Source organism: Chlorobaculum tepidum TLS, from assembly GCF_000006985.1.
In the GTDB taxonomy this organism is placed as follows: Bacteria; Bacteroidota; Chlorobiia; order Chlorobiales; family Chlorobiaceae; genus Chlorobaculum; species Chlorobaculum tepidum.
Map to the genome: position 1 here is coordinate 649,455 of NC_002932.3, position 16,895 is coordinate 666,349.

15 protein-coding genes, 1 other RNA gene and 3 pseudogenes are annotated in these 16,895 nt (G+C 56.4%); 11 read left to right on the plus strand and 8 right to left on the minus strand.

Features of this window, described 5'->3' with window-relative positions; all coding sequences use genetic code 11:
• Positions 1–160: 160 nt before the first annotated feature.
• Positions 161–3,433: a transcription-repair coupling factor gene (mfd, locus tag AYT24_RS03050; protein ID WP_164926899.1), complete on the minus strand. Its 3,273-nt coding sequence runs from the start codon at positions 3,431–3,433 to the stop codon at positions 161–163.
• A 978-nt stretch (positions 3,434–4,411) separates the two neighbouring features.
• On the opposite strand from mfd, the gene AYT24_RS03055 reads away from it, so the two are divergent.
• From AYT24_RS03055 to AYT24_RS03070, 5 genes are all read left to right on the plus strand, one after another.
• Entirely contained in the window at positions 4,412–5,377 is a 966-nt protein-coding gene (locus tag AYT24_RS03055) for an ABC transporter ATP-binding protein (protein ID WP_010932339.1), read from the plus strand.
• Positions 5,378–5,398: 21 nt separating this feature from the next.
• A complete protein-coding gene (locus tag AYT24_RS03060) occupies positions 5,399–6,109 on the plus strand; it encodes a response regulator transcription factor (RefSeq protein WP_010932340.1) in 711 nt (236 codons plus the stop codon).
• Positions 6,099–6,644 carry a hypothetical protein gene (locus AYT24_RS10670; protein ID WP_010932341.1) on the plus strand — a complete coding sequence of 182 codons (546 nt, stop codon included), beginning with the start codon at positions 6,099–6,101 and terminating at the stop codon, positions 6,642–6,644. Before AYT24_RS03060 ends, AYT24_RS10670 begins: the two co-directional genes overlap by 11 nt.
• On the plus strand, positions 6,572–7,873 hold the full coding sequence (locus AYT24_RS03065) for a HAMP domain-containing sensor histidine kinase (RefSeq protein WP_319792424.1): 1,302 nt from the start codon (positions 6,572–6,574) through the stop codon (positions 7,871–7,873). The genes AYT24_RS10670 and AYT24_RS03065 overlap by 73 nt, the downstream gene beginning before the upstream one ends.
• Positions 7,874–8,002: 129 nt before the next feature.
• The gene (locus AYT24_RS03070; RefSeq protein ID WP_010932343.1) at positions 8,003–9,250 is read left to right on the plus strand and encodes a mechanosensitive ion channel family protein; all 1,248 of its coding nucleotides are present in this window, start codon (positions 8,003–8,005) and stop codon (positions 9,248–9,250) included.
• Here the strand turns inward: AYT24_RS03070 and AYT24_RS03075 are convergent.
• A complete protein-coding gene (locus AYT24_RS03075) occupies positions 9,240–9,758 on the minus strand; it encodes an NUDIX hydrolase (protein ID WP_164926900.1) in 519 nt (172 codons plus the stop codon). The genes AYT24_RS03070 and AYT24_RS03075 overlap by 11 nt on opposite strands.
• Positions 9,759–9,977: 219 nt before the next feature.
• On the opposite strand from AYT24_RS03075, the gene bcp reads away from it, so the two are divergent.
• The 3 genes from bcp (at position 9,978) to ssrA (ending at position 11,519) form a co-directional block, all read left to right on the plus strand.
• The gene (gene bcp, locus AYT24_RS03080; RefSeq protein ID WP_010932346.1) at positions 9,978–10,448 is read left to right on the plus strand and encodes a thioredoxin-dependent thiol peroxidase; all 471 of its coding nucleotides are present in this window, start codon (positions 9,978–9,980) and stop codon (positions 10,446–10,448) included.
• Positions 10,449–10,451: 3 nt separating this feature from the next.
• Positions 10,452–11,015: a YqgE/AlgH family protein gene (locus AYT24_RS03085; protein ID WP_010932347.1), complete on the plus strand. Its 564-nt coding sequence runs from the start codon at positions 10,452–10,454 to the stop codon at positions 11,013–11,015.
• Positions 11,016–11,115: 100 nt separating this feature from the next.
• Positions 11,116–11,519: a transfer-messenger RNA gene (gene ssrA / locus AYT24_RS03090) on the plus strand.
• 114 nt (positions 11,520–11,633) lie between these two features.
• On the opposite strand, the gene AYT24_RS03095 is transcribed toward ssrA, so the two are convergent.
• Positions 11,634–11,822 (minus strand): hypothetical protein, encoded by a 189-nt coding sequence (locus AYT24_RS03095; RefSeq protein WP_010932348.1) that lies wholly within the window; start codon positions 11,820–11,822, stop codon positions 11,634–11,636.
• Between the two features lie 153 nt (positions 11,823–11,975).
• Here AYT24_RS03095 and AYT24_RS03100 point away from each other — a divergent pair.
• Positions 11,976–12,264: pseudogene (locus AYT24_RS03100) on the plus strand (nucleotidyltransferase family protein).
• On the opposite strand, the gene AYT24_RS10730 reads toward AYT24_RS03100, so the two are convergent.
• From AYT24_RS10730 to AYT24_RS03125, 5 genes and pseudogenes are all read right to left on the minus strand, one after another.
• Complete coding sequence (locus tag AYT24_RS10730) at positions 12,254–12,574, minus strand: cation-transporting P-type ATPase (protein ID WP_010932349.1); 321 nt, start codon at positions 12,572–12,574, stop codon at positions 12,254–12,256. The pseudogene AYT24_RS03100 and the gene AYT24_RS10730 overlap by 11 nt on opposite strands.
• 593 nt (positions 12,575–13,167) lie before the next feature.
• Entirely contained in the window at positions 13,168–14,247 is a 1,080-nt protein-coding gene (locus AYT24_RS03110) for an ABC transporter ATP-binding protein (protein ID WP_010932351.1), read from the minus strand.
• Positions 14,240–15,019 carry a molybdate ABC transporter permease subunit gene (locus tag AYT24_RS03115; RefSeq protein WP_010932352.1) on the minus strand — a complete coding sequence of 260 codons (780 nt, stop codon included), beginning with the start codon at positions 15,017–15,019 and terminating at the stop codon, positions 14,240–14,242. The genes AYT24_RS03110 and AYT24_RS03115 overlap by 8 nt, the downstream gene beginning before the upstream one ends.
• 4 nt (positions 15,020–15,023) lie before the next feature.
• A complete protein-coding gene (gene modA, locus AYT24_RS03120) occupies positions 15,024–15,881 on the minus strand; it encodes a molybdate ABC transporter substrate-binding protein (protein ID WP_010932353.1) in 858 nt (285 codons plus the stop codon).
• A gap of 348 nt (positions 15,882–16,229) precedes the next feature.
• Positions 16,230–16,340, minus strand: a pseudogene (locus AYT24_RS03125) (IS30 family transposase); the annotation flags it as partial.
• On the opposite strand from AYT24_RS03125, the pseudogene AYT24_RS03130 reads away from it, so the two are divergent.
• Both AYT24_RS03130 and AYT24_RS03135 read left to right on the plus strand, forming a co-directional pair.
• A pseudogene (locus tag AYT24_RS03130) lies at positions 16,341–16,511 on the plus strand (gamma-glutamylcyclotransferase); the annotation flags it as partial.
• A 160-nt stretch (positions 16,512–16,671) separates the two neighbouring features.
• Positions 16,672–16,887, plus strand: coding sequence for a helix-turn-helix domain-containing protein (locus tag AYT24_RS03135; protein ID WP_010932357.1), 216 nt, complete (start codon positions 16,672–16,674; stop codon positions 16,885–16,887).
• Positions 16,888–16,895 lie beyond the last annotated feature (8 nt).

The window sequence follows — 16,895 nt, forward strand, 5'->3', positions numbered from 1 at the left end:
TTTTTATGTTTATCAAGTGAATGTCGTCATATCCACCATAACAGCAAAGGTTCGGGAAATAGTTTCTAAACAATTGTGAAAAGTTAGGAAGGAGGAGGAAGAACAGCTCTTACAAGCCGCCGTGCAAGACTTATAGAAAGGGTAGAAGGAAGAGCAGATTTTATCTCTCCGCGATCTGTTTCAGCAGCGCTTCGTAGCGGGCGATGAGCGCGAGGGGAGCGGTGTCGGCGGTTTCAGGGTGCCGGAAGACGAGCTTCATCTTTTTTTCGTGCTTGAACTGCGGGTGATACTCTTTGATGGAGCCGTCCTGCAATGCTACGATCAGGTTCTGGAAGAAGGCACTGTCGTAGAACTCCTTGTCCTCGTCGGACGGTAGGAAGATGGTTGCGCTCGATTGCTGGAGGTCGATCTTTTCGAGGCCGAGCGACGAGCCGAGATGCTTCAGGCGGGCGAGTGCGAGCAGGTTCTGCACCTCGGCGGGCATTGCGCCGAAGCGGTCTTCCAGCTCTTTGGCAATGTTTTGGAGTGCCGTGTTGTCAGCAGCTTTCGAGATGCGGTCGTAGCACGAGAAGCGCTCCTGCGTGGCGGTGATGTAGTAGTCGGGAAGGAGCGCGTCGAAGAAGAAGATCATGTCGCACGGCCTCTGCGGTTTGAGCGCAGCCTTTTCGCTGTCGCTGAAGAGGTGGTTGAACTCGGTGAGTTTCAGCTCGGCGACGGTCTCTTCGATCATCTTCTGGTAGAGGTCGAAGCCTATTTCGTGGATGAAGCCTGACTGCTCAGCGCCGAGCAGGTTGCCCGCGCCGCGGATGTCGAGATCGCGGAGAGCGACGTTGATGCCGGAGCCGAGTTCGGTGAAGGTCTCGATCACCGCAATGCGTTGCACCGCCTCGCGCTTGAGCGTGTGCAGCGGTGGCGTGATAAGGTAGCAGTACGCCTTGCGCTCGCTTCGCCCGACGCGCCCTCGGAGCTGGTACAGATCCGACAGGCCGAACATGTCGGCGCGGTTGATGATGATCGTGTTTGCGTTGGAGATGTCGAGGCCAGAGCCGATGATGGAGGTCGAAATCAGCACGTCAAGCTCCTGCTGCATGAAGTCCATCATGACGTTTTCCAGCTCCTTGGCGGGCATCTGGCCGTGAGCTGTGGCCATGCGGGCGTAGGGCACCAGCTCGCGCAGTTTCAGCGCGGTCTCTTCGAGGCTGGTGATGCGGTTGTGAAGAAAAAAGACCTGACCCTCGCGCTGGATTTCGCGCTTGATGGCTGCCCGCACAGTTTCCGGATCGAACTCGGTGATGATCGTTTCGACCGGCTGGCGGTTCTTCGGCGGCGTCGAAACAATTGAGATGTCGCGCGCTCCGAGCATCGAGAACTGCATGGTGCGCGGAATCGGCGTGGCCGACATGGTGAGCGTATCGACGCCGGGAAACTGGTGGCGTAGCTTCTCCTTGACCTCCACGCCGAAATGCTGCTCCTCGTCGATGACGAGGAGTCCCAAGTCCTTGAATACCACATCTTTCGAGACCAGGCGGTGCGTGCCGATAACGATGTCCATCGCGCCCGACGCGATGCGCTCGATCGTCTCTTTCTGTTCCTTGCGCGGCACGAAGCGGCTCAGGACGGCGATGTTCACAGGGAAGTTGGCGAATCGACGCGCGAACGACTCGCCATGCTGGTGGGTCAGAATCGTGGTCGGCGTCAGGATCGCCACCTGCTTTTTGTTTTCGACCGCCTTGAATGCTGCACGCATCGCGATTTCGGTCTTGCCGAATCCCGCGTCGCCGCAGATGAGCCGATCCATCGGCGATGGCGATTGCATGTCCTTTTTCACCTCCTGGATCGCCTTGAGCTGGTCGGGGGTCTCCTCGAACATGAAGGAGGCCTCGAACTCACGCTGGAATATCGAATCCGGCCCGAACGCAAAGCCGGGCGTCATTTTGCGCTTCGCGTACACGCGGATCAGCTTGGCGGCGATGTCGCGCAGCTTTTTGCGCACTCTCTCCTTTTTGGCGCTCCACTTCGAGCTGCCGAGCTTCGAGAGATTCGGCAGCGAGCCTTCCGAAGCGGTGTACTTTGAGAGGAGGTTGATGTTCTGCACATTGACGTAAAGCTGGTCGCCGCCTTCGTACTCGACCAGCACGCACTCCTGCTCCGAATCGCCCACCTGGATCGTTTCGAGTGACCGGAATACGCCGATGCCGTAATCTTCGTGCACGACGTAATCGCCCACCTTGAGGCGCTGAAGCTCCTTGAGCGAAATGCCCCGAACCTTGCGCTTGCGGTGCGCTTTGTGGGTGTGGAACTTGCCGAAAATGTCCGACTCGGTATAGAGATTCAGCTCGCCGAAGGCGAAGCCGGAGTGCAGGTTCGCCGGAATCCATTCGATGGCGTCCGGCGATTTACTGGTGTTTTCATCGGCGATGAACTCTGCCAACTCCTCGATTTCCCGGCGTGACGCGCAGGCGAAGAGTGGCTTCAGTCCGCGCTCAGCCTCCTCTTGCAAGCGCCCGGCCAGCAGGCGAAAATTGCCTTGCAACCGCTGTTGCTCGCTGGAGTTGAAGTCGATGCCCTGCTTGTTTATCCGCTGGATGACCACATGCCGGAAGCGGGGGAGCGCCGCTTCGAGCAGGGCGCGGTGATCCGAGCCTTGCATGGCGGTGGCGTCGTCGATGATGACGATCGCGGTGTCTGGCAGGTAGTCGAGGATTCCTGCCGGTTTCGACTCCGCCGCGCTCTCCTGCGTGAAGCTGCCGAACAGATCGACTGACTCGATGGCCGAGGTCGAGAGCTGGCTGTCGGTGTCGAAATTCCTGAGCGAGCTGACCGTGTCGCCGAAAAACTCGATGCGCACCGGCTCGCGGCTGCCATAGCAGAAGACATCGATGATCGAACCGCGCACCGAAAACTCGCCTTCGTTCTCGACGAACTCCCGCTTCTCGAAGCCGTTGCTTTTAAGGAACTGCATCAGTGCATCGTACCCGGCATCGCTTCCGGCGGCGAGCGAAAAGAGCCGTTCGTTCGACGACTCCGTGCCGCATACCTCGATGCTGAGGTCTTCGAACGCGGCGAGCACGACGAGCGTTTCTCGACGCGAGAGCATTCCGAGCGCCGGAGAAAGCTCATCGGCGGTGTTGCGGAAGGGCTTGCCGCCAAGCAGGAGCGGCAGGTCGTTGTCGTACAGCTCCTGCTCGTCGGCGTTGCAAAAGAGCACCACCGGTGCGTCGAAATCCCGGAACAGCTTGGCGGCGATAAACGGCGCGAGCGAACCCCGAACGCCGCAGATGTCCACAGCCCGGTGCTCTCCTGTCGTTGCTACCGAAAGCGCCTCGCGGAGCGCACGATACGGAGCCGACGCGGCAAGGCTGTCGAGCACGAGATCGACCGGTCTTTTGATGATGCTGGCGAACTGGGGCGTGGGATTAGCGGAAAATTTCATAAAACGGCGTCGATACGGATTTCGGGCAAAAGAGGAAAACTCCAGGGAGGCATTCCGTGGAGCAGACAACCCAGCTGTTAGTCGCTCATGCGGATGGCCGGTTGTACCTGTTGAGATTTATACAACGGGCAATATAATAAACAGCCTTTATTCAGGGAGCAATCGTAGTGACGACGAGTTACGAGTACCAGCGGGAGAACGTGATTTGCCGGTAGATGGCATCGCAGGAGCTTCGCGATGCCGCTCTTCGGAAGCCGGAAATGAGTTGACGGCCATACGGACTGGCAGGGTGTGAGCGCGGCAAAGTGTTGGTATAACCGATAACCTTCGTTATGTCTATAATTGGTTGGTCTGTATGAACCTGACGGTTTGAAGTAACTGTCAATTGTCAGGTCTTTGATTATGATTTTTAGGTTGTCTTAAAAAGGAATTCATTCTTGTTTTCGGTTCTTCGCAGAATTTCGTGGGTGACATGAAGGATGCTCACATGACCATCCCTGATGAACAAGTTTAACAGTTCGGTCAAAGCCATTTATAACCACCATTTACCCACGATATTCTGCGAAGAACCCATTTTTCTTGTATCCTTTGCTGCTAGCCAGTAAGGCTTTACCAACCCGATGAGCAAATCTGTTGGACAGAGTGGTCAGTTCCGCTGTTTTGGTCGTATATGTACAATACTCAGCGGAGGCTAATCTGAGGCTTAACCACGCGCAGACGAGAGCGGATGTTGTGGCCTTGGTGGCAGTTGCCCGTAACGTTTATAACGTAGATGGCGGTGATGAGTCTGGCGGCTTCAGCTCACAACAGCTCCCCATTGATCCCCCCGCAACTTTCCGCCCGCGAACTTTGTGAAATTTGTGCAAATTACCGCTTGGCAGGCTTGCGTGGCCTGCATTAACATCTTTGTCTGTCGTACATTCAATCTCGTAAAATGTCAAGAGCGTCACTGGCTGACTGGCTCGGCGTAATCGAATTATGGAGCATATTCTCGAACTCAAGGATCTGAAAACCTGGTACCGCACCGATAGCGGTATCGCCAAGGCTGTCGATGGCGTCAGCTTTTCGCTCGCGCAGAACTGCATCATCGGCATCGTCGGTGAGTCGGGGTGCGGCAAGTCGGTGACGGCGCTGTCGATCATGCGCCTCGTGCCGATGCCGCCGGGCTACTTCGCCGGGGGCGATATTCTCTGGAAAGGGCGCAGCATCGTCAAGGCTACCGAGGCCGAGATGCGCAAGATTCGCGGCAACGAGATCGCCATGATCTTTCAGGAGCCGATGAGCTCGCTCAATCCGGTCTTCACCTGTGGCGACCAGATCATGGAGCAGATTCTCAACCATCGCGACGTGAGCAAGCCGGAAGCGCGGCGGCAGGCGGTCGAGCTGCTCAACATGGTCGGCATTCCGAATCCTTCCGAGCGCATCGACTCCTACCCGCACGAGATGTCCGGCGGAATGCGGCAGCGGGTGATGATCGCCATGGCTTTGTCCTGCGGGCCTGAGTTGCTCATCGCCGACGAGCCGACCACGGCGCTCGATGTGACGGTGCAAGCGCAGATTCTGGAGCTGATCGGCAAGTTGCGCGAGGAGCGGGGCATGAGCGTGATGCTCATCACGCACGACTTTGGCGTGGTGGCTGAACTGTGCGAGGAGGTGGTCGTGATGTACGCTTCGCGCATCGCCGAGAGCGGCACCGTGCGGCACATTTTCGAGAATCCGCTCCATCCTTATACGCAGGGGTTGCTGAAATCGATTCCGCGTCTCGGCGCGAAAAAGGAGCGCCTGAACGTGATCGAGGGCAACGTGCCGAGCGCCACCCGTTTGCCGGATGGCTGCCGGTTCGCCGGGCGCTGTCCGCTGGCCGATGACCATTGCCGCCGGGAGCAGCCGCCGATTCTCGAATATGAACCGGGTCACCGGGCGGCCTGCTGGAAAATCACCTGAACTGAACACAACTGAACGAGCATGGCTGAAACCTCCATACTGATCGTCGAAGATGACCGGAACCTTGCCGGACTCCTGAAGTACAACCTTGAAAAAGCCGGTTACGGCTGCATTCACGCCGCCAGTGGAGAGGAGGCGCTCGACGAGTTGCAACGCCATGCCGTGAACCTCGTGCTGCTCGACATTATGCTGCCGGGCATTGACGGCTTCGAGGTGTGCCGCCGCATCCGCCAGAATGTGCAGTGGAGCGATCTGCCCATCGTGATGCTGACGGCCAAGGGCGAGGAGATCGACAAGGTGTTCGGTTTCGAACTCGGTATCGACGACTATGTGGTCAAGCCCTTCAGTCCCCGCGAGCTGAATCTCCGAATTCGCGCCATTCTCAAGCGCGATCGTCGCAACCGCAGCAATGTGCAGGAGGTGCTCCGTTCGGGCGGTATCGAGCTCGATATCGGCCGCCACGAGGCCACGCTCGACGGCCGTCCCCTCGTTCTGACCTTGATGGAGTTCAAGCTGCTGGCGCTTCTGATGAAACGCAAAGGGCAGGCGCAGACGCGCGAGGTGCTCCTGAGCGACGTGTGGGATGTGGACAAGAGCATCAATACTCGCACCATCGACACGCATGTCACGCGGCTTCGCGAAAAGCTCGGCGACGCCGGGCGCTTCATCCGAACCGTGCGCGGCCTCGGCTACAAGTTCGACGAAAACGGAGACAATTTGAATGAAAGCTAAGCTCTCATTCAGACTTGGTCTGGTTTTTGGCCTGATCATCTTTTTTTCGCTCGCCTTCAGCTATGTTTACCAGGGGCGTCAGCTCCGCAAGGTGCTTTTTCAGAACGTCCGGACAAGCCTTCTGCACGACCTTCGCCTTACCGCAGAGATGCTGGAGAGCCGCCCGCCGGGGTGGGCCGATCCGGCGATCTCCGACCAGTGGACTGGCCGGGTCGGCAAGATGCTCGACGTTCGGGTTACGTTGATCGATCTCAGCGGCAAGGTTATTGGCGATTCCTACGTTCCCGCCGCCAAACTCGACAAGCTTGAAAACCACCGCAACCGCGATGAGTTCAAAGCGGCGCTCTCCGGAGGTATTGGAGAGGCGCAACGTTTCAGTGTTTCCGTCCGCGAAAATATGCTCTACATGGCCATGCCGGTCGGCAAGCCCGTTCCCTGGGCGGTGCTCAGCTGGCCAAGCCGTTGCACGACATCGCTGCCGTCGAAGCGCAGATCGACAAAGGCATCGAGAGTGGCCTCTACTGGGCGCTGCTGATTTCCCTGACTGCTGGAGCGCTGTCGGCCATGTTTCTTTCCCGCCCGCTCGTCAGGATTGCCAGCGCAGCCGACCGCTTCCTGCATGGCGAGACGGAGGTGAAGATTCCCGTCAAGCATGACGACGAGATCGGGCGCCTGGCGCGGGCGTTCAACTATCTTTCCGAAGAGATCGTGCGGCTGACCCGCAAGGAGGAGTGGCTGCGGGAGGTGCTGTCGAGTATTCGCGAGGCCATTATCGTGACCAACGCTTCGGGCGAGATCGTACTTGCCAACCCCGCCGCATCGCGGCTGTTCATGATCGAGGCGGCCCGCAAGCGTTCGATTCCCGTGACCAACATCGAGGATGCGGCGATGCGGGAGCTGTTCGAGCGGGTGCAGAAGCGGCAGAGTGGCATCTACAACGAGGAGCTGACGGCCATGACCTCCAAAGGAAAGCGCACGCTCAAGGTGACAGCCGTACCGGTCATGCGGCGGGGGGCGCTGTTCGACGGCACTGTGCTGGTTATCAACGATGTGACCCGACTGCGCAATCTGGAGCGCACCCGCCGGGACTTCGTTTCGAGCGTGTCGCACGAACTGCGCACGCCACTGGCGAGCATCAAGGGGTACACTGAAACCCTGCTCGAGGGGGCGATGAACGATCCGGAAAACGCCACGGCATTTCTGAATATCATCCATCAGGAGGCCGAGCAGCTCACGGCGCTGGTCAACGATGTGCTCGACCTGTCGCGCATCGAATCGGGCAAGATTGCTTACTCTTTCGAGCCGGTCGATGTCAAGCCGCAGCTCGAAAAAACGGCGGCGCTCTTTGAACCAGCCGCTGCACGCAAGGGCGTGCGCATCGAGCTGAATGCGCCTGAAGGGCTTCCGGCGGTTCTGGCCGACCGGAGCTACTTTGACATCGTCGTGCGCAACCTTATCGACAACGCGATCAAATATGTCGATGCAGAGAGCGGTCGGGTACGAGTCAGCGCTTACGCTACGGGCGATAGTGTCAGCATCGAGGTGGCGGACAACGGCATCGGCATTCCGCAGGCCGATCTCGACCGTATTTTCGAACGCTTCTACCGCGTGGACAAGGCGCGTTCGCGCGAACTTGGTGGCACGGGGCTTGGTCTCTCCATCGTCAAGCATATCGTACTTGCACATAAAGGCAAGGTCGAGGTTCGCTCCAGAATCAATCGTGGTACGACTTTCACCGTTACGCTTCCCGTCGCCGGAGCCTGAACGCGAGGCTGTTGAAACGGCTGGAACTGGCTATTTTTTCGGTTAATCGCCATTTTTTTTTGTCACATAACCCTACAGGCTATGAAAAAACGCTGATCCTCTTGAACCCCGCAATAGTTCAATTCCGCTATGCTCGACTCTCTTTTGCTCTATATAGAATCCTTCAACGTTGACCGGTCGATCGCCGTACCTGTGGCCACGCTGCTTGCCGTTCTTGTGGCCATGCTGCTTATCGCCATTGTCGAGCTTGTCACGAAAAAAATTCTCCTGCGATCCATCGATCACTTTGTTGCCAAAACAGCAAGCAACCTGGACGATCTGCTGGTCAGATATGGCGTGTTCAACTGGATCGCCCACCTGGTGCCGCCTCTGCTCGCATACCGGATGGCCGGTACTGTTCTGCAGTTCTATCCCGCTGCGGTGCCGCAGGTAACGGATGGGCTGGTCATCTATTTTGCCGTGGTCGTTATTCTGCTGCTGCTCGCCGTGCTCGATGTCGTTTACGAATTCTACTCGGGGCACCCGATTGGCATGAAGCTGCCGATCAAAAGCATCGTGCAGGTAATCAAGACGGTTGTCGTTTCGATTGGCGTGGTGATTGTCATCTCCCGCCTGCTCGGCCAGTCTCCCGTGGTTTTCATCAGCGGTATCGGCGCGTTCACGGCGGTGCTGCTGCTCATTTTCAAGGATTCGATTCTCGGTCTCGTGGCGGGTGTGCAGCTTTCGACCAACGACCTGGTGCGCATCGGCGACTGGATCACGATGCCCAAATACGGCGCTGATGGAGAGGTGATCGACATTTCGCTCGTGACCGTGTCGGTGCAGAACTTCGACAAGACCATCGTGGTGCTTCCGGCCTATACGCTCATTTCCGAGGGGTTCAAGAACTGGCGGGGGATGCAGGAGTCGGACGGGCGGCGGATCAAGCGCTCCTTCAATATCGACATGCAGAGTATCCGTTTTCTCGACGGCGAACTCATGAAAAAAATCGAGGCGGTCCAGCTGCTGAAGCCTTACCTGCAGGAACGTTTTCAGGAGATCACCAGCCACAACCGGGCGGTGGGCGCTGATGAAGACTCGCCGGTCAATGGCCGCCGACTTACCAATCTCGGTACTTTCCGCGCCTATCTCCAGGCTTATGTGCACAGCCAGTCCAGAATCAACACCGACATGATGATCATGATCCGGTACCTGCAACCGGATGCCTTCGGATTACCGTGCGAGATCTACTGCTTCACCAGAACGAAAGAGTGGGCGGAATACGAAGGGGTACAGGCGGATATTTTCGATCATATTTTCGCTGTGCTGCCCTGGTTCGATCTCAAGGCCTATCAGCTCCAGGGCGCAGCGGTTCCTCCGCCAGCCGTCACAGCGTGAGCGACAGGTCGCGCTCCGGCCAGCGGCTCTCTGCGATGATCTGGCGATGCAGCGGAATCCTTACTGGCGGCATGTTGTCGGGCCGGTAGAAGCCCGCCTCGAACACTTCGTGGTTGATCGAGATGCGCTCGTGAGCTGCAATCACGCGGTAAGCCACCGCTATCAGCGATCCGTACAGCCCCGATTCAAGGTGCCACACCCCGATCAGTTTGTCGATGGTTCCCTCCAGCGAGGTTTCCTCGAACAGTTCCCGCAGACACCCCTCCTCGGGCCGTTCGCCCGCTTCGAGAAATCCGCCGGGCAGCGCCCATTCGTTGAAGGCCGGTTCGTGCGCACGCCGGATCATCAGGAGCTCGTTGTTCCGGTTGACTGTCAGGGCAATGGCGACCGGCAGGGGATTGATGTAATGCACCCATCCGCACCGTGGACAGCTCATCCGGTCGCGGCCACCGATGAAGGACTCGTTCAGTGGTGTGGCGCACAGCGGGCAGAATGCAAATGACTTCATGCAGGCAACAGTAAAGAGTCGGTGTCGGTTTCATTTTCAAACGGAAGCGCAATGCAGCCGTTCGATTCCATCCGAAAAAACCGGACGCGTGTTCAAATAATTTCTGAAGATAGGTGATCCTGTTCCGGTGCCATGAAAAATCCGGGAAACTTTTTGTGGGCGGATATGAGTTCACGATGCTGAAAACCCTATGAAAATGTAATGATAAATTCACCAGTCATGGCACTATTGCAGGCGGGCCAGAAAGCTCCGGAATTCACCGCGAAAGACCAGGATGGCAAGGAAGTTTCCCTTCGCGACTACACAGGCAGGAAGGTCGTTCTCTACTTTTATCCGAAGGACGATACGCCGGGTTGTACCAAGGAGGCTTGTGCTTTTCGTGACAATTTACCTAACTTTGAAAAGGTAGATGCAGTGGTGCTCGGGGTGAGCGTCGATGGGCAGAAAGCCCACCGGAAATTCGCAGACAAGTATGAGCTGCCGTTCACGCTTCTGGTCGATGACGAGAAAAAAATCGTCGAAGCATACGGAGTCTGGGGACTGAAAAAGTTCATGGGCAGAGAGTACATGGGGACGAACCGGGTCACCTATCTGATTGATGAACAGGGCACCATCGAAAAGGTGTGGTCAAAAGTCAAACCTGAAACGCACACAGCAGAGGTGCTCGACTGGTTGCAGCAAAAAACGTGACACATGACAAACGAATTTGAAATACTCAAGCCGGGCAAGCTTCTGCTGGCTTCAGCGAATCTGCTTGACCCCAATTTCAAGCGGACAGTTCTTCTCATGTGCGAGCACAACGAAGAAGGGTCGATCGGTTTCATTCTGAACAAACCGATGGAATTCAAGGTGTGCGAAGCCATCAGTGGATTTGACGAGATAGACGAACCATTGCACATGGGCGGGCCGGTGCAGGTTGATACCGTGCATGTTCTGCACACTCGGGGTGATGTGATCGATGGGGCTGTTGAAGTGATTCCGGGCCTTTTCTGGGGCGGCGACAAGGAGCAGCTCAGTTACCTCATCAATACTGGCGTTATCAAAGCCTCAGAGGTGCGTTTCTTTCTCGGTTATGCCGGATGGAGCGCGGGGCAGCTCGAAGCGGAGTTTGAAGAGGGCTCGTGGTACACCGCCGACGCATCGAGCGAGCAGGTATTCACGGATGAATACGAACGCATGTGGAGCCGTTCCGTGCGCTCCAAGGGTGGCGAGTACTGCTATGTTGCCAACTCGCCGGAGCTTCCGGGTATGAACTGATTTTTGCAATGTTCGCCGGAACTCTCCCCAGATTCCGGTTGTTGTCAATATCAGTAGAAAATGGTATCTACGACTGACTACCATCGTTCTTTGACCTACTGGGGATGACAGGCTATCGACAGGATAGGTGTGAGATGTCGTTGCACTCCGAGTTTCAGCATGGACGGACTCGTTAAACAAGTCTATGTACCAATAGATGCAGACGATTATTCGTATGCAATGGCTGCCTGATTAGCACAAGTTAATTCAGAAGCCATCGTCCTGCGGTGAATGCGCTTACTCTGAAGCCGCCGGATGGCATAACCCGCGCTTGAGCCTACGGGTTCGCGCAAGTAAGCTCCGTACATTCATGCCCGAGGGGGTGTGCGGGTAACCAATCGGGATAAGGGGACGAACGCTGCTGGCGGTGTAATCGGACCACGAAAAACCAACCACCAGAGATGAGTGTGGTAACTGCATCGAGCAGTGTCCTGGACGCGGGTTCAAGTCCCGCCATCTCCACCATTTAGAAAAGACAGACCCGTCCACTAACCGCGTCCGGTTATTGGGCGGGTTTTCTTTTTCTACGTATTGTCAGCGACGTATGTCGCTTTCAGGGTGTCGGCGCTGCCGCTCCGATCACTCCCTTTTCGGGAAACTTGTTACCCCCTGCTTCTCTTTCGCCTCAAAATTCTCCGCATTCTTACCTCCATTCTTCGGACCTCGTCCGGTGTCCTGCATTTTTTCCTGCAACCGCTGCTCGGCGATCTCGTCGGCAAACTGGTTGATACTCTTCATGATTTTGTCAAACAGGTCGTTGATGTCCATTGTCGGTCGCTCCTTGTTGTGGTTTATTCCCTTACTTTTGCACGCCGCATAGCAGATGTTCTATTGTCGGATAGTTTCGAATGGCCTTTGTGCGCCCTGCAGTTTCGGTTGACTACGGCCAGGTAGGGAAATCAGGTTATTGGAGGTTGAGCGATGAACAGAGAACGTGCCCTTGACCTGCTGACCAGCAGCAAGCCGGAGTTGCAGGCCCGTTTCGACGTAACCCGGCTGGCCCTGTTCGGCTCCACCGCTCGCGACACAGCGAGCAGCGGCAGCGCTGTCGATGTGCTGGTGGCATTTGACGGACCGGCCACCTCCAAGCGCTACTTCGGCGTGCAGTTCTATGGAGGATTTGCTCGGCTGTCCGGTCGACCTGGTTACCGAAAAGGCCTTGCGGCCGGAGCTGCGCCCCTACATTGAACAGGAGCGGGTCAATGTCTGATTCCAGCCGGCGCGAATGGCGCTTCTACCTTGACGACATGATCGACTTCGCCGGGAAGGTGCTCGCCGATGACCGCCGAGACCAGAGCGATGACGAGCAATTGGACCGCCAGGGGACTTTTGAGCCGATTGAACATGTCGGCCCGGAAACCCAGACGTTTCTGATGGGTCAACTCGTTGGGACCGTATTCGGCAAGGCGTTTTTTCGCCTCTTTGGTGCTCAGTCCGTCCAGAGAGGTATTGAGAGAATCAAGCGTATTCTCGACTGGCGCGGTGCAGAGGTCCGCCAATCTTTGTTCATGCTCGTTCAAAGTGTTCCGGGCGGATGGTTTCGCAGAGGAACTGTTTTACGGCTTTTGTGAGCAGTTCTTTCATCATGGCACACCCCTCTCATTACACGCCATAAAGTCGATTGTTCCGAGAGGGGAGATCTCATTGGGACCAATAATTCGGTGGGCAAGGAAAACTGCTCAATCATGACGACGGGACAGACCGCCTGGCAGATCCCGCGCAGGGCTTTGGTGTTGTTGTGGGAAAAGGATTCCCGGAATTCCGGGACAAGGATGGGATTTTTCATGGTTCACCTCCTGTCCGGCCGCACGGCAGACCGAGCGGCTCGAGGCGAAACCGGTTTCAGCTCAAAGGAGGAGGGATGAGGACGTCAGTATAATATGGCCCATAGAGCCGCGTTAAACCATACTTTTAGCGTCACTTTTGCAAGAGAAAATTAGAAAAATGCTTCGGTTTCGTCGACTCCCTCGACGCCTGAGGCAAAGCTGTTCTGGCCCGGCTGAACGCCGCCCGCTGAAATTCGCCGTCACCCTCCGACATCTCCCGATAAATCAACATATTCAGACATGTATGGCACATTATTGTGAGAAGCTGGTTAGGAACGAGTGTTGGCTTATTCGTCACGGACCCAAAACATCGCAGAGGAAGGCAGAGCGATGGTGAGCCGGGGAGAATCATTCGCGATCCTGAAGCGATTTACTAACCGTCGCGGGGCTATGATCTCGATGATTGAAGACAGTTGTGGGGAATGGAAATGCATCGCCACGTTCACGCCCATATCAATCAGTCGGATCGTTCCGGAAAGCACGCAATCATTCGGACAGGGTGGGTGGTCTTCATCGCAAACCATGACATTTTCAGGGCGGATGCCAACGCGGATCGCTGTGCCTACCGGGGCATGGCCTTGAAGCCGAAAGCTGTGCGCCAGAGCGGGGCAATCGGCTTCGATGCCCTCTTCCGACGATTTCACCACGGTGGCAGGAAAGAGGTTCTTGATACCGAGAAAACGGGCCACGGCAAGATTGGCCGGATGCTGGTAGATTGTTGTCTTGTTATCACTTTGCTCCTGGCGGCCGTTGATCAAGACGGTAATCTTATCGGCCAGAAAATAGGCTTCGGTCAGGTCGTGAGTGACGAGCAGGGCCGAAAGGCCGCGCTCCCGCTGCAACTCCTTGACCAGCCACCACAGCTCCTTGCGCAGGGTCTCGTTCAGGGCAGTGAAGGGTTCATCCAGCAATACCAGCCGGGGATTGGCCGCCAGGGCACGCACAAGCGCCACGCGCTGGCGTTCGCCTCCCGAAAGGGTGCCGATTTGTCGGTTGAGGAGTTTACCGATATTTGTAATCTCGACCAGTTTGTCGAGCAGTGGCTCAAAGTCGTTACGAGCGAGTTTGCGGGCACGGGCGCTGTATCTCAGGTTGTCACGGACCGATAAATGCGGAAAGAGCCCTAGATGCTGCGGAACATAACCCAGTCGGCGCTGTTCCATCGGCCAGTAGGTAATCTCGTCGTCCCCCAGGCGTATGTGACCCGAGGTGACGGGTGTTGCCCCCAGTATGGCACTCAACAAAGTGCTCTTGCCGGAACCGGACGGTCCCAGTACGGCCTGGCACTCGCCCTCGTTAAGCGAGAGAAAAATGTTTTCCAGGCGGAAGCTGCCCACCCCTGCGCTCAGTGCTTCGACTTCAAACATGCGTATTCATCCTCAACAGGCGGCGCGCTGTGTACAGAGCGGTAAGGCCAATACCGACCAGGACGAGGATCAGTGCCACCGTTCCTTCTATGTCGGCACTGGACAAGCGCATAAAAATGGCGATGGGCAGCGTTTCAGTTCGCATCGCCATGCTTCCGGCCACCATCAGCGTCGCCCCAAACTCACCCAGCGCCTTCGCCCAGGTAAGGATAAAAGCCGCGATGAGGCCGTTTCGCGCCAGCGGCAGCGTGACAGTAAAAAAAACATGGCGCGGGCTTCCACCCAGCGTTCGGGCCACGGTCTCCAACTCCGCCGGCACTTCGTCAAAGGCGGTCTTGAGCATGCGTACTGCCAGGCCAAGAATGGTGACGAACTGCGCCAGCACAATGCCCGCGAAGGTAAATACAAAATACATCACATGAGTCTGCACCCATTCTCCCAGCGGATTGTTGAAAAAAATCAGGATAATCGCGCCAAGCGCCGCCGGAGAGACGATGATGGGAAATTCAAGAATGGTTTCGGCCGCTCCTTTGCCCATGAAGTTGAAACGGGAGAGGGCATAGGCGGCTGGAATGGCCAGCAGTAATGCAAGGGCTGTGGCCACGGTGGCCGCCATCAGCGACAGGTTCACGGAAAACAGGGTGCGATCCGAAAGCAGTGTTTCCCGCAGCGTTGTTCCGTTCAGAAACCAGGCAAGCGAGACGATCAAAGCGCCATACAAGATCAGGACCGCAAGAGCGGCCCCGACACTGATTTGTTTCAGACTGATCACGAAGTTATTTCTTCAACCAGTCGGCGGGTACCACGTACTCGCCGCCCACGGGTTTTTTCTCCCCCAGCCAGGCGAAGGCTTCCTTGGGCGTGGCGAAGTAATGGTACTTCGCAAATATTTTTTGCCCCTCCGGCCCGGTCAGGAAATCGATGAATGCCTGAGCCGCCGCACGATCATGGGTGAATTTGGAGACGGCGATGGGGATATAGCCAACACGCGGAATCAGCTCTTTGGGCAACTTAATGGTCTCGATGCGCTCCGGGTCCCAGTATTGAAAAACCCTCCAGCCGATGACCGCATCGGCCTGCTTCAGGGAGATTGCCGTGGCGGTCTTTTCGCAAGAACCGGTGTAATTGACGAGATTCTTCTTGAACGCGGCTAACTCTTTCGGGCTGAAATTCTTTTCCACGATCTCCACCGCATAAGCCCCGACACAGACCCCTTCGGGATTGGCGATAGCCACGCGCAGTCCCGGTTTAGTGAGATCCTTCAGCGTGTGGATATTGTGCGGGTTACCCTTTTGCACATTGATGGCGGGCACCAGGTAGACGATCACCTTCTCGGTTTCAGGAAAGACATCGCCCTCGCGCTTCGCTTTGTCCATGTAATCGGATGAGCCGGGGAAATAGAGATCACCCTGCTTGGCGAGTTTCATCTGCGACAGTACGTAACCGGAACCGCCAAAGATCACATCAACCTTGACGCCCGTTTTCTCTTCATAGGCTTTGGCGGCTTCCTCGGTGGGCGGCTTCGAGGCCGCACCCGCATAAATCAGCAGTCGCTCGGCCGCCTGGGCGGAAAAAGCGGAAACCCACAAACAAAAACCAACCACCAGGGCAAAAATTGGTTTAACTGCTTTCATGTTCGCTTACTCCTCTGTTTGCTACCATTTTGTTGAATCCACCCACACAAAAACGTATGCCCTTGCCCAATAATTAGGCGCATTGCCACCTTTTACGGTGAACAATGACCTCTCTGGGGTCGCAAAACCAGAATCTGTGTCAGCATGCTCAACTATTTTCTTTTGGTTTGCTTGCTGATAGCCAGATTCTTTCCCCTCAGCCGACAGGATTCGGGCAAAGATGTATTTCGTGTTGAGTTTTCGTTATGTAGAAAAGAATATATCGATAACCATGTAAACTGTCAAAAAGAAAATTCCCGGCTGAACCCCGCTCGCTGAAATTCGCCGTCACCCCCCGACACATCGCCGACGCTCCCATGACGCATAGGGATGGGCGAAGTAAAAGTCAGCCCGTAGCGCGCTTGCAACCTTCTCATGCCCTAAGAACTCCTTGCCGTTGTCGGAGGTGATGGTGTGTACCTGCCGCCCATCGACCGGCTGGAAGGCTTCCGGACCGGCGGGCACAGCATGTACCAGCGGGTGATGGTGGCGGTGCTGTGCGGGCGAACCTCTATTCCGGCCTGGATCTGCTGGATGCTCCGTGTTGAAAACGGCACCCGGCTTGACTCCGGCGTCTGGCATCGAGCGTGATAGAAAATAATCGGCTCATATCGGCAAAGATCGTTTGACAGAGCACATGCTACCATTGTATATTGATGAAGTTTTTTCACCGGGGAGAGGTGCGCCCAGTCCCTCCCGGTTCGCCTCTGGCGGACGTGGCAAACAACCAAAGCGCCCGTGGAGCAAGAGAATGAACGAGATGGAAGACCGTTGGTTATCAATAACCGAGATTTGCAAGTACCTCGGGGTCAGCAACGACACCGTTTACAAGTGGATCGACAAGCATGGCATGCCCGCCCACCGCATGGGCCGCCTTTGGAAGTTCAAGAAGGATGAGGTTGACGAATGGGTGAAGGCCGGCGGCGCGGCGGAATCTTCAGATGCTGGGAAGAGCCGCAACCTATGATTATAAGG

What these genes read in the sequence shown, in the direction of transcription:
- mfd (WP_164926899.1), bottom strand. Translation starts at nt 3,433, where the DNA reads ATGAAATTTTCCGCTAATCCCACGCCCCAGTTCGCCAGCATCATCAAA.
- AYT24_RS03085 (WP_010932347.1), top strand. Translation starts at nt 10,452, where the DNA reads ATGACAAACGAATTTGAAATACTCAAGCCGGGCAAGCTTCTGCTGGCT.
- AYT24_RS03110 (WP_010932351.1), bottom strand. Translation starts at nt 14,247, where the DNA reads ATGTTTGAAGTCGAAGCACTGAGCGCAGGGGTGGGCAGCTTCCGCCTG.
- AYT24_RS03070 (WP_010932343.1), top strand. Translation starts at nt 8,003, where the DNA reads ATGCTCGACTCTCTTTTGCTCTATATAGAATCCTTCAACGTTGACCGG.
- AYT24_RS03060 (WP_010932340.1), top strand. Translation starts at nt 5,399, where the DNA reads ATGGCTGAAACCTCCATACTGATCGTCGAAGATGACCGGAACCTTGCC.
- modA (WP_010932353.1), bottom strand. Translation starts at nt 15,881, where the DNA reads ATGAAAGCAGTTAAACCAATTTTTGCCCTGGTGGTTGGTTTTTGTTTG.
- AYT24_RS03135 (WP_010932357.1), top strand. Translation starts at nt 16,672, where the DNA reads ATGAACGAGATGGAAGACCGTTGGTTATCAATAACCGAGATTTGCAAG.
- AYT24_RS03055 (WP_010932339.1), top strand. Translation starts at nt 4,412, where the DNA reads ATGGAGCATATTCTCGAACTCAAGGATCTGAAAACCTGGTACCGCACC.
- AYT24_RS10670 (WP_010932341.1), top strand. Translation starts at nt 6,099, where the DNA reads ATGAAAGCTAAGCTCTCATTCAGACTTGGTCTGGTTTTTGGCCTGATC.
- bcp (WP_010932346.1), top strand. Translation starts at nt 9,978, where the DNA reads ATGGCACTATTGCAGGCGGGCCAGAAAGCTCCGGAATTCACCGCGAAA.
- AYT24_RS03075 (WP_164926900.1), bottom strand. Translation starts at nt 9,758, where the DNA reads ATGAAGTCATTTGCATTCTGCCCGCTGTGCGCCACACCACTGAACGAG.
- AYT24_RS03095 (WP_010932348.1), bottom strand. Translation starts at nt 11,822, where the DNA reads ATGGACATCAACGACCTGTTTGACAAAATCATGAAGAGTATCAACCAG.